The sequence below is a fragment of the Streptomyces sp. NPDC054863 genome (assembly GCF_053610825.1).
In genome coordinates, this window is sequence record NZ_JBSGZD010000296.1 from 1 (window position 1) to 9,837 (window position 9,837).

Below are 9,837 nucleotides of genomic sequence, written 5' to 3' on the forward strand. Positions count from 1 at the left end.
CTCCAGAACACAAAACCAGAAGAGGTAATGATAAACATAAAGCCACGTGCAGCTCGGTCCGAGCCAGTCACTACGGAGTGCGGTGGGGCCACTACTCGCCCTGCGGGGCCTTCGTCAGATTCACCGGCTTCCCCTGCCCTTCGGGCGGAGTGATCACCAGGCCGGTGCCACCGGGCCCCGGGCCCAGCTCGAACGGTGGGCCGACCGGGCACTCCTTGGTCGGGGCGCGGCCGGGTACCGGCTGCGGCGGGGCGAAGGCCAGTTCGTCCGGCTCGGTCGCGACCGCCACCAGGGTCGAGGCCCAGGTGCAGCCCTCGCCCGGCCCTGAGCGCCGCACCAGCAGCAGTTGTTCGCCGATCCGTCCCTGCCGCATCTCGATCGTGGTGGTCGTGCCGGCCGCGGGAGCGGTCCGCCATCTCCCCAGGTACTTCGCCGGGACGGCTCGGGCCTTGTTCTCGCTGCGGCGCAGCGTCGCGTGGCGCGAGCCCGCCCGCCACTCCAAGGTGCCGTTCGCGCGGGCGGTGAAGGTGTGGTCCTCTGCGGATTCGCAGGCCCGTGGGGGGCCCGGGCGGAGACTGGCGTGGTCGCGCTTGATCTCCAGCCCGAGGAGCGAGACCTTGCGCGGGGACGACACGACGAGCGCGCCCGACCCCCTGCAGAGCCGCTGACCGTCCATGCCGAGGTAGGTGGCGTGAGCGTCCGGGTCGGCGGGGTCCGGGAGCTCGAACCGTACGTAGTCCCCGGTCCTGGTGCCGTCCGCCGCCAGTGCCAGCCCCGTCCAGGCCCCGGCGAAGCTGAACTTCCCCTGCCCGCCGGGTGATTCGCTGCCGTCCGCGCCGGGAGTTCCGCCGCCCCCGGCCGGCCAGTTCTCGTACGCGAGCGCCCCGCCGACGAGGATCACGGCGCCGATCACCAGCCCCAGGACCACCGACCGCAGCCGGGACCGGGGCGCGGGAGGCGGTCCACCGTCCAGCGGTGTCAGCCCCGGTCCCGTGCCCGCACCCGAAGCCGTCAGCGGCGCGTCGATGTCCAGCAACTTCGCCGACCTTCGCCCCAGTTGGGCCAGCAGTACCGACGGAAGCCACTGCCCTTCGCCGGGCTCCGGCGCGGTCCGCTCCGCGATCTGTGCCGGGGTCGGCCGTTCCCTGGCCGTCTTCGCCAGGCAGCTCCGTACGAGCGGTACGAGCGCCTCCGGCACCCCCGCCAGGTTCGGCTCGTCCTCGACGACGCGGAACATCAGGCTCACCGTCCCCTCCTCGCCCGCCCCCGCCCCGAACGGCAGCCGCCCCGTCGCCGCGTACACCAGCACCGCCCCCAGGCTGAACACGTCGCTCGCGGCGCTGAGCGGTCGTCCCCGCACCTGTTCGGGCGACATGAACCCGGGTGACCCGAGCACCGTCCCCGTGCGGGTCAGCGCCGCTTCCGGCGCCGGGCCCGCGCCCCGCGTCACTCTCCTCGCGATCCCGAAGTCGATGACCCGGGGCCCGTCCACGGTCAGCAGTACGTTGGACGGCTTCAGGTCCCGGTGTACGAGTCCCACCTCGTGCACGGCGTCCAGCGCCTGCGCCAACTGGTGGGCCAGCACCCGTAACGAGTGCTCGGGCAGCGGCCCGAAGCCCTCCTCGACGACCTCTTCCAGGGACGGCCCCGCGATGTACGCGGTCGCCACCCACGGCTCGGCCGCGTCCGTGTCCGCGTCGAGCACGGCCGCCGTCCACCGCCCGCCGACCCTCCGCGCGGCGGCCACCTCCCGCGCGAACCGCCGCCGGAACTCCGGCTCCGAGGCCAGTTCCGCCCGTACGAGCTTCACGGCGACCGTGCGCCCGCCCTCGGAACGTGCCAGGTACACCTCGCCCATTCCGCCCGCACCGAGCTTCCCGAGTAACCGGTACGGGCCGACGCGGGCGGGGCCGGAGCGCGGGAGGGGTTCCATGGTGGAAGGGTAGGTTCATCATGAACCAGGCTGACAGACAGTGCAGTTGTCGTTACTGGACCGCGACCGGCCGGGCCCCTGGCTTCCGGGCCCTACCAGGCTCGTCCTTCCGGGAGGCGGTCCAGGCCCGGAGCGGACAGATGCAGTACCTGGTAGCGCTCGGTGGCGGCCTCGTCCCTGCCATCCTCCGGTGCCACGGCGTCGTTCCACAGGACGAACCGCATCAGCTGCCAGGACCGCGGGTCGAAGGCCAGGGCGGCGGTGTGCACGTCCTCGCGGCGGGCGATCCCGCGGAGCTCCTCGACCTCCCGCTCGACCAGCGTGGCCAGACCGAGGCCGGTGGAGTCGGGGGTGGAGTCGGGGACTGAGTCGGAGTCGGGGCCGGGGTCGGCGGGGATCGGGGTGAGGCGGCGTGAGGCTGCCCCGGGGGATGCCGTGCGGGCGGGGCCGGCATGGCAGGCGATGCCGGTCCAGTGGTGTGCGGCAGGGCGCCCGAAGTCGCGGACGATGTTCTGGAATCCACCTCCGCCGACGAGGAAGCGGGCCATCGCGCCGGTGTCGTTCCACAGGTAGAAGGGCGCGTACTGGTTGACCGGCGAGCCGTCGGTGCCGCGTTCGCGGATGACGTACGCCTTCAGGCCCAGGCCCGCGCGGTCGTCGAGGACGTGGCCGCCGACGGCCACCCGCTTGCGGATGATCCCCATGTCGTAGTCGGCGGGCAGGGTGATCTCGTACTGCTTGGCGTACATGAAAGGTGCTGCCCCTTCTTGAGGGCTGAACTCCCGCTGTTCGGGGGATACTTGTCCGCTCGCGTGTCTGCTTACTTGTCGGCGATCGGGGCGTGTGCGGCCAGCAGTCCCAGTACTCCGGTGACCGCTTGGTCGAACGGGGCCGTGGAGTCGGCGGCGCGGGCCAGTACGTAACCGCCCTGCAGAACCGCGACGATCGTCGCCGCGGTGGCCTGCGGGTCCAGCGAGGCGTCCAGCTCGCCGCCCGCACGGCCCTCGGCCACGACCTCGGCGAGGCGTCCGCGCAGCCAGGCAAGGGTCTCCTCGACGGGGGCCCGCAGGACCGGGTCGGCCATGAGGTCCTGATCCTGGGTGAGACCCCCTATCGGGCAGCCCTTGAGGACCTCCCGCTCGCGGAGGAGGTAGGCGGTGATCCGTTCCGCGGCGGTACCAGGAGCGGCGAACTGCGCCTCGGCCTTGGCCCGCATTTCCTCAGCGGTACGGGTGATCGCGGCGAGCGCCAGATCGGGCTTGCCCGCGAAGTGGTGGTACATGCTGCCCTGTCCGGCTCCGGCCCGCAGCTGGATGGCTTTGGGGCTGGTGGCGGCGTAGCCGCGCTCCCACAAGAGGTCCCGGGTGCTTTCGATGAGACGTTCCGCAGTGCTCATGACGACGAGTGTACATACTAGTAGGTACAGAAATGACAGGCTGTCAGGCAGGAACGGCGCGGCAGTCGCCCCCACTCGCCCGCACTCGGATCACCTTGCCCAGGTCTCACCTTGCCCAGGTCTGGCTCATCCCGGTCCGGGGGTGGCTCGGCTCGTTGTTGATGGAGGGGCTTGGGCAGTTCGCGCAGAGGGGGTTGCCGGTCAGGCAGGTGTGGAGGACCGTGCTGAGCTGCTGGTCCAGGTGGGTGCTTTCGGGGGTGGAGGGTGGCGGGTCCTCCTCGGGAGGGTTCGGGGAGGGCGCGAGTGCGAAGGGCGCCGCGACGTGGAAGAGGGCGATCGCGAAGTGGGGCTCGTCCCAGTAGTTGGTGTCGGGGCGGCGGCAGAGGATTTCCCGCAGCCACGTCAGGGCCGCGCGCGACAGGGGATGGTCGTCGAGCAGGAGGGTGTGGTGCAGCAGGGCGGGTTCGGAGCGTTGGGCGGCCCGGGTCACGGGATGCTCGCGCACCCGCCGGGCCGCGCCCACGATCGCTTCGGCCAGTTGGCAGGGCAGCGGACGGGAGAAGTCGACGCAATTGTCGGCGAGGTGCTGAAGCCGTCTCAGCTCCGAGACCAAGACCTCGTCGAACAGGACGGACAGGTCGGGCCAAGTGCGGTTGAAAAACCGGGCGTTGGAGTCAGCGAGGTGCGCGATGCGAGACGTTTGAGGCTTGCGGGGGCCCTGCTCCGCCATGGCTGTCAGTACGGCTCGGTAGACCGTTCTGGTAGTCGGCGGGTTCTTCGCAGAGGGGTTCTTCCCGGGGAAGTTCGCGTACATGGGTGCAGCTTGTCGCGACGGCGCAAGGTAGGGGGGCAGAAATAATGTCTCACTTACACGTGTATGTGAGACATTTTTCGGGAGGGGGTGCTGGGCGGCGGGATTTTGGGCCGCGCAAGGTTCGTGCGAAGGAGTGAGCCGGCTCAGGGGCTGTTCAGCTGGAGCAGGTCCCAGCGGTTCCCGTAGAGGTCCCGGAAGACGGCGACCGTGCCGTACGGCTCGTGCCGTGGCTCCTCCTCGAAGACCACACCGGCCGCCCGCATGCGCGCGTAGTCACGGTCGAAGGCGTCGGTGTTCAGAAACCACCCGACCCGCCCCCCGGTCTGGTCCCCAACTCGGGCCACTTGGTCGGGGCCGGATCCCTTCGCCAGAAGCACGCCGGCTTCCCGCGCCCCCGGCGGCGCGACGACAACCCACCGCTTCCCGCCGTCGCCGACCGGGGTGTCTTCCCGCAGCTCGAAGCCGAGGGCGCTCGTGTAGAAGGCGACGGCCTCGTCGTAGTCACGCACGACCACTGTCACCAGTCCGAGGTGGGACACGTTCCTACACGGCCCACGCGACGAACGCGGACCAGTCGGTGGGTGAGACGGCGAGTGCGGGCCCGGCGGGGTTCTTGGAGTCGCGGATGTGGATGGTGTGAGGGCAGGACGAAACCTCGACGCAGTTCCCGCCGCCGCTGCTGTGGCTCGACTTCCGCCAGTCGTAGGCGACTTCGAGGCAGTTGCCGCCGCCGCTGTCGCTGTAGCTGGATTTGATCCACCGGAGGGTGTTGCTCATCTGTACTCTCCTGCCAACCGTTCGATGAGGCCCAGTGAGTCCTCCGAGCTGAGGGCCTGTGCCCGGATCTTCGCATATCGCTGGGTGAGCAGACTGACCTTTGCAGGATCACCAATCAGCATGCTCTCGCCCTGTAGTTCAAGGTAGGCGAAGCGGAGAAGGTCGGCTGTTTCGATGAGCTGCAACTCGCCTCGCCCACCTGCGTGTTCTCCGGATAGCCCCCTAGTCAAGGGCATGACTTGGAGTGTGACATTGCGGCGCCTTCCGAGTTCGACCAGATGAAGGTGCTGGCCGTGCATGATCTCGTGGGTGCCGAACGGTCGACGGAGTACCGCCTCATCAATGACGGCCTCGATCAACGGCTGCGGCTCGCGGTCGAAGATGCCGGTACGAGCCATCCGTGCATCAGCCAGCTCCGTCACCCTGGCCGCCGCCAGAGGAGGGAAGTCCATGCCGATCAGTGCGCGCGCGTACGCCTCTGTCTGGAACAGCCCAGGAATCGCCATGGTCGCGTACGTCATCAGGCTCCGCGCCTTCTCTTCCAGTAGCGCGTAATCCCGGAAGTAGACGGGATACCTCTCCATCCGCACCGCCTCCCGCGCCTCCTCGAAGACTCCCGTTCCGTCCCCCATCACCCGCTCCAGTGCAACCAGCATCTCGTCGCTCACCGGCTGGGCCAGCGTCTCCATAGCGCTCACGGCCGCCCCCGTAAACCCCAACTCCTTTCCGAGCTGTACCTGGCTCCACCCCCTCTTCTCCCGCATCTTCTTGGCCACCTTGGCCACGTACCGTGCCGTCGGACCTGCGGATTCCTTGTTCTCAGAACTTGCCATCGCGACCACCACTCCGCCTCAACCGGACTCAACCGGTCTCAACTGTTCCCCGCCGAATTCAACTCGCTACAAAGGCAGTTCAACCCTTCTGGCGCGCCTGGGAAAACCGTAACGAGGTGACCACACAATGTCCCTGTGGACGCACAAACAAGAGAACTAAACCTGTCCTGGATTCCCGCCTCCGGCTTCCAACTCCGCAAAGCAGGCGTACATTTCGACGCCGTCCGCGTCGACGACGCACTCGGCCGCGCGCTCGCCGACCGCATGGAGCTCCTCACCGGCGGCGCACCCGGCCCGATCGTGCTGGAGGCGAACGGCCGACGCGGGGTCTACTTCCTCTGCGCACCCGGCAGCACCACGGGCCGCGCCTGGCCACGCGAGGCCGAGTGCTTCAACTCCACGCCGGGGACGATCAGTTACGTCCCGGTACCCGCGCTTTACGGCCCCACCTGGCCGCTGTCGTGGCGCTGTTCGCCGCTGGAGGCGGGGAGGTTCGTACACCCGATGCTGCTGTGTGCGACGGCGGCGGCGATGTTCGAGGAAGGGAGTAACTCACAAGAGTGAAGAAGGTCAACTCAACTTGCGCGCGCGGAAGTTGAACCACTCCGATGGACCCCACAAAGGCATATGCCCTCACACAGCAAGACGGCCCCCACGGTGCGACAACACCTGGGGGCCCGACACCAGGAGAAAGCAGCTCCCAATGCAGATTCACCGTACCGCGCCCACGCGCGCCTTTTCCATCTTCGCGAACGAACTCCTCCGTGACCGCAGCATTTCGTGGTGTGCGGCGGGCGTACTGATGTACCTCCTGAGCCTGCCGGAGTGCGCGACCGCGAGTGTGCGGAGTCTGGCGAAGCAGCGGAAGGAAGGGCGCACCCGAATCGCGGGCGCGCTCCATGAGCTGGAGGGTTCCGGCTATCTGCGCCGACCGACCCGCAACGTCGCGGAGACGGGCCGGATCGAGACGTACTACGAGGTCTACGACACCCCGTTCGACCGGGGTCGCGCGGAGGGTGAACCGAGGGCTGGTCGGGACGTACCGGAAGATGGCCGAAATCCGGCCCCCGGTGAAACCGCCGCCACGAACACGGGCCAGAAACCTTCGGTTTCCAACACCTCGCTAAAAGAACCAACCCCTGAGGTCCAGAGCCCGCCCCCACCCCCACTGCCGGACGCCGCCGCCGACGGCACTGCCGCCCGCAGTAAGGGCAAGGCAGCCCGTTTCCTGCACGCGCTCTGCAAGAACGGCCCGGCCGAGCTCTCCCTCTCCATCCCCGAGGCGCTGCGGCTCGCGCCCAAGGTGGTGCACTGCTGGGAGGCAGGGGTCACGGAGTCGGCGCTGCGGCACCTGCTGACGCGCGGACTGCCGGAGCGGATGGAGTCGACCTACGCGGTGTTCCAGTACCGGCTGAACAGGAAGTGCGACCGGCTGCCGCCGCCGAAGGCGCCCGTACAGCCGGTGCTGAGGGAGAAGTGCGAGGACTGCGGGGCGGGCCTGCCCCTGCCGGGCCGGTGCGGGGCATGTGCGGCGGAGGAGGCGCGGGCCTCCCGCCCGCCACGGGAGAAGGGTGAGCCGGTCGCGCTCGGCGAGGTCGTCGAGGCCTTCGCGGAGGCGACGCGACGGGGCGCGGAAGCGGTACGGGCGGCAATGCGCCCGACGACGGCTGCGGCCGTCGCATAGACCTCCGGCCCCAGAGTCCCCGGGCCGGTTCCACCGAAGCACCGAAAGGGGTCCTCGTGACCACATTGCTTGCACCACCCGAAGCGGTATACCAGCGGTATACTTTCGTCATGGCAGACACCACGATCAAGGTCGACCCCGCAGTCCGTGACCGCCTGATGGTTCTCGCGCGGGAGCGCGGGACGACGATGCGCGACCTGCTCACTGAGCTGGCCGGGGCCACCCCCACCAAGGAAGAGCTGCGCAAGCGCTACGAGGAGACGAAGGCGTACTGCGAGACGCACTTCGGCGTGACGCTCACGGACTCGGACCACGACCAGGCCGAGAACGTGTGGAAGGACCTGGAGGCCGGTCGGCCCGTGGACAGCCTGTGAGCCGCTCCGTCGCGGTGGTCTACGACGAGACCGCCCTGCTGGCCCTTGGCGGCGGAAACCGCTTGGCCTCCCAGTTCATTGCCAACACGGAGCACGGTCCGACCCGTCATGTGTACGTGCCCGCGCTCTGCCTCGCGTCGGCGGACGGCAGGCGCAAAGGGATGGCGCAGCATGTGGGGGCGTTGCCGGCTGTGGAGATCGTGGAACTGGACTTCGCGGGAGTGGCGACGGTGGGCGCGTTGCTCCGGGACGGCGTGGACTGGCATCTCGGACATGCGATCCACCTGTCCAGGCCCACAGTGGACTGGCCCGATGGTCGGCCGGTGCTGACGGCGGAACCCGACCTGTACGCGGACATGCCCATGGTCCGCACGATTCGGCTGCCGCAGTAGAGCTGATCCCCAACAGAGGAGCGGTGGGCCTTCAGCGAGGGCGCCGGAGGCCCACCACCGCTTACGGCATCCGTCAGAACGCGGCGCGGATCAGTCGACCCGTCCCGTCGCCCTCGACGGTCGCCAAGGTGCTGGTGACGCGGGTCGGACGGGTGGGGTCCTCGCAGTGCGGATGGCTGAGGACGGTGTCGCCCGACCGGGACCGGTAGAAGACCGCGGGGGCGGGGTCGCCGAAGTAGTGGCGGATCTCCCACTGTTCGGTGCCGGGGGAGACGTCGGTCTCCAGGCGGAACTTGTCGAGCGTGAGGTGCGCGAGGAAACCGGCGGCGGCGGAGCTGCCGTGCTGCTCGGAGTGGACCGGTCCCTGGTACAGGGCGCCGGCATTCCCCGGCCCGGCCCAGTCGAGGGCGCTGCCGCCACACTCCGGAACGGGGACGGGGAGGGGGGCGGCCACGGCGGTGGGGACGAGAACAGGGGTGGCGAGCAGGGCGGCAGCGGTGAGGGCGGTAGCGAGGACGCGGTGGGTGCGGGGCATGGGCTCGGGGGCCTTCCGGTGGCAACGGGGCGGGTGGGACGGCGGGTTGGCCGTCCCGTGAACACCCTGTGCCACGTGCGGCGGGCGGTGCGCTGCCGGTGCCCGAATGGCGGCGGGGGGTGAGGGGGTGCGATGGGGCGCGCGCCCGCCTTGCGTGCGCTGGTGGGGCGTCCGGGATGATCGTCCGATGACTGCTGAGATCGTTCTGATGGCCGACCCGAGGATCGCCGCCGTACCGGTGGAGGAGTGCGGCGAGCCGCTCGTGGACGTACGCAAGAGCGGGCTGCGGACGGGGGAGGAGGAGCTGGACGCGGAGGGGGCGTACGCGCATCTGAGGGAGGGAGTGGTCCAACGCCTGCTGCACGCCCAGGAGTTGCTGCCGGACGGTCTGCGGCTGGTGATCGTGGAGGGGTACCGGCCGCCGGAGCTCCAGCGGGAGTACTTCGAGGAGTACGAGGCGGAACTGCGGGCTCTGAACGCGGGCTGGAGCGCGGCGGAGGTGCGCAGCGCGGCGAGCCGCTACGTATCGCCGCCGGAGATCGCGCCGCACAGCGCGGGCGGAGCGGTGGACCTGACGCTCGCGGACGCGGACGGGCGCGAACTGGACATGGGAACGCCGATGAACGCGAGCCCGGAGGAGAGCGCGGGAGCCTGCTACACGGACGCCCCGGGAATCGGCGCGGAGAGCCGGGCGAACCGGGCCCTACTGGGAGCGGCGCTGACGGCCGCGGGTCTGGTCAACTACCCGACGGAGTGGTGGCACTGGTCGTACGGGGACAGGTACTGGGCGCTGGGGACGGGGGCGGGGGCGGCCGTCTACGCGGCCATCTCCACCCTCCCGTGAACACCCACGGTCGTCGGCGTGGGCCACCGCCGGCCCGCCCGCCAACCTGAGCCCGCCCGGCATTTTCAGCCCGTCCGGCGTTTGAGGACGCGCGGCGCAGCCGTGCACCGGGCGCAGCCCGGGACCCCAGCCCCCACCGGCGCGAGCCGTGAACCGTCTTTGCCCCGCGGCGAGCGGTTTAGGTGGAGGGGCGGGGAGGGGCCATCCCGCGAAGCGGCCCACCGGCCCGCACCGGTGCGTGTGCCGGAGCGAGGG

General features: G+C 69.8%; 13 protein-coding genes. 5 read left to right on the forward strand and 8 right to left on the reverse strand.

Annotated elements, in window-relative coordinates:
- Positions 1-91: 91 nt before the first annotated feature.
- The 7 genes from ACWGIG_RS32670 to ACWGIG_RS32700 all read right to left on the reverse strand — a co-directional run bounded on the left by ACWGIG_RS32670 (position 92) and on the right by ACWGIG_RS32700 (position 5,753).
- Positions 92-1,933 carry a serine/threonine-protein kinase gene (locus ACWGIG_RS32670; RefSeq protein WP_453325310.1) on the reverse strand — a complete coding sequence of 614 codons (1,842 nt, stop codon included), beginning with the start codon at positions 1,931-1,933 and terminating at the stop codon, positions 92-94.
- Positions 1,934-2,025: 92 nt separating this feature from the next.
- Positions 2,026-2,682, reverse strand: coding sequence for a DUF4865 family protein (locus ACWGIG_RS32675; protein WP_453325311.1), 657 nt, complete (start codon positions 2,680-2,682; stop codon positions 2,026-2,028).
- A 71-nt stretch (positions 2,683-2,753) separates the two neighbouring features.
- Entirely contained in the window at positions 2,754-3,329 is a 576-nt protein-coding gene (locus ACWGIG_RS32680) for a TetR/AcrR family transcriptional regulator (RefSeq protein ID WP_453325312.1), read from the reverse strand.
- Positions 3,330-3,435: 106 nt separating this feature from the next.
- Positions 3,436-4,143: a hypothetical protein gene (locus ACWGIG_RS32685; RefSeq protein ID WP_453325313.1), complete on the reverse strand. Its 708-nt coding sequence runs from the start codon at positions 4,141-4,143 to the stop codon at positions 3,436-3,438.
- Positions 4,144-4,286: 143 nt separating this feature from the next.
- Positions 4,287-4,682 (reverse strand): VOC family protein, encoded by a 396-nt coding sequence (locus ACWGIG_RS32690; RefSeq protein WP_453325314.1) that lies wholly within the window; start codon positions 4,680-4,682, stop codon positions 4,287-4,289.
- Between the two features lie 4 nt (positions 4,683-4,686).
- Positions 4,687-4,920: a DUF397 domain-containing protein gene (locus tag ACWGIG_RS32695; RefSeq protein WP_453325315.1), complete on the reverse strand. Its 234-nt coding sequence runs from the start codon at positions 4,918-4,920 to the stop codon at positions 4,687-4,689.
- Positions 4,917-5,753: a helix-turn-helix domain-containing protein gene (locus ACWGIG_RS32700; RefSeq protein ID WP_453325316.1), complete on the reverse strand. Its 837-nt coding sequence runs from the start codon at positions 5,751-5,753 to the stop codon at positions 4,917-4,919. The genes ACWGIG_RS32695 and ACWGIG_RS32700 overlap by 4 nt, the downstream gene beginning before the upstream one ends.
- 135 nt (positions 5,754-5,888) lie before the next feature.
- On the opposite strand from ACWGIG_RS32700, the gene ACWGIG_RS32705 reads away from it, so the two are divergent.
- The 4 genes from ACWGIG_RS32705 (at position 5,889) to ACWGIG_RS32720 (ending at position 8,203) form a co-directional block, all read left to right on the forward strand.
- Positions 5,889-6,317, forward strand: coding sequence for a hypothetical protein (locus ACWGIG_RS32705; protein WP_453325317.1), 429 nt, complete (start codon positions 5,889-5,891; stop codon positions 6,315-6,317).
- Between the two features lie 139 nt (positions 6,318-6,456).
- Positions 6,457-7,437 carry a hypothetical protein gene (locus tag ACWGIG_RS32710; RefSeq protein WP_453325318.1) on the forward strand — a complete coding sequence of 327 codons (981 nt, stop codon included), beginning with the start codon at positions 6,457-6,459 and terminating at the stop codon, positions 7,435-7,437.
- A gap of 110 nt (positions 7,438-7,547) precedes the next feature.
- Complete coding sequence (locus ACWGIG_RS32715) at positions 7,548-7,811, forward strand: hypothetical protein (RefSeq protein ID WP_453325319.1); 264 nt, start codon at positions 7,548-7,550, stop codon at positions 7,809-7,811.
- Entirely contained in the window at positions 7,808-8,203 is a 396-nt protein-coding gene (locus tag ACWGIG_RS32720) for a hypothetical protein (protein WP_453325320.1), read from the forward strand. The genes ACWGIG_RS32715 and ACWGIG_RS32720 overlap by 4 nt, the downstream gene beginning before the upstream one ends.
- A gap of 73 nt (positions 8,204-8,276) precedes the next feature.
- Here the strand turns inward: ACWGIG_RS32720 and ACWGIG_RS32725 are convergent, their stop codons facing one another.
- Complete coding sequence (locus ACWGIG_RS32725; protein WP_453325321.1) at positions 8,277-8,738, reverse strand: hypothetical protein; 462 nt, start codon at positions 8,736-8,738, stop codon at positions 8,277-8,279.
- A gap of 187 nt (positions 8,739-8,925) precedes the next feature.
- Between ACWGIG_RS32725 and ACWGIG_RS32730 the strand changes: the two genes are divergently transcribed.
- Positions 8,926-9,582: a M15 family metallopeptidase gene (locus tag ACWGIG_RS32730; RefSeq protein WP_453325322.1), complete on the forward strand. Its 657-nt coding sequence runs from the start codon at positions 8,926-8,928 to the stop codon at positions 9,580-9,582.
- Positions 9,583-9,837: the final 255 nt, after the last annotated feature.

Bases quoted from the DNA above. Each gene is read 5' to 3' on its own strand.
- ACWGIG_RS32695 (WP_453325315.1), bottom strand. From the start codon at position 4,920: ATGAGCAACACCCTCCGGTGGATCAAATCCAGCTACAGCGACAGCGGC.
- ACWGIG_RS32675 (WP_453325311.1), bottom strand. From the start codon at position 2,682: ATGTACGCCAAGCAGTACGAGATCACCCTGCCCGCCGACTACGACATG.
- ACWGIG_RS32680 (WP_453325312.1), bottom strand. From the start codon at position 3,329: ATGAGCACTGCGGAACGTCTCATCGAAAGCACCCGGGACCTCTTGTGG.
- ACWGIG_RS32710 (WP_453325318.1), top strand. From the start codon at position 6,457: ATGCAGATTCACCGTACCGCGCCCACGCGCGCCTTTTCCATCTTCGCG.
- ACWGIG_RS32685 (WP_453325313.1), bottom strand. From the start codon at position 4,143: ATGTACGCGAACTTCCCCGGGAAGAACCCCTCTGCGAAGAACCCGCCG.
- ACWGIG_RS32670 (WP_453325310.1), bottom strand. From the start codon at position 1,933: ATGGAACCCCTCCCGCGCTCCGGCCCCGCCCGCGTCGGCCCGTACCGG.
- ACWGIG_RS32725 (WP_453325321.1), bottom strand. From the start codon at position 8,738: ATGCCCCGCACCCACCGCGTCCTCGCTACCGCCCTCACCGCTGCCGCC.
- ACWGIG_RS32715 (WP_453325319.1), top strand. From the start codon at position 7,548: ATGGCAGACACCACGATCAAGGTCGACCCCGCAGTCCGTGACCGCCTG.
- ACWGIG_RS32700 (WP_453325316.1), bottom strand. From the start codon at position 5,753: ATGGCAAGTTCTGAGAACAAGGAATCCGCAGGTCCGACGGCACGGTAC.
- ACWGIG_RS32730 (WP_453325322.1), top strand. From the start codon at position 8,926: ATGACTGCTGAGATCGTTCTGATGGCCGACCCGAGGATCGCCGCCGTA.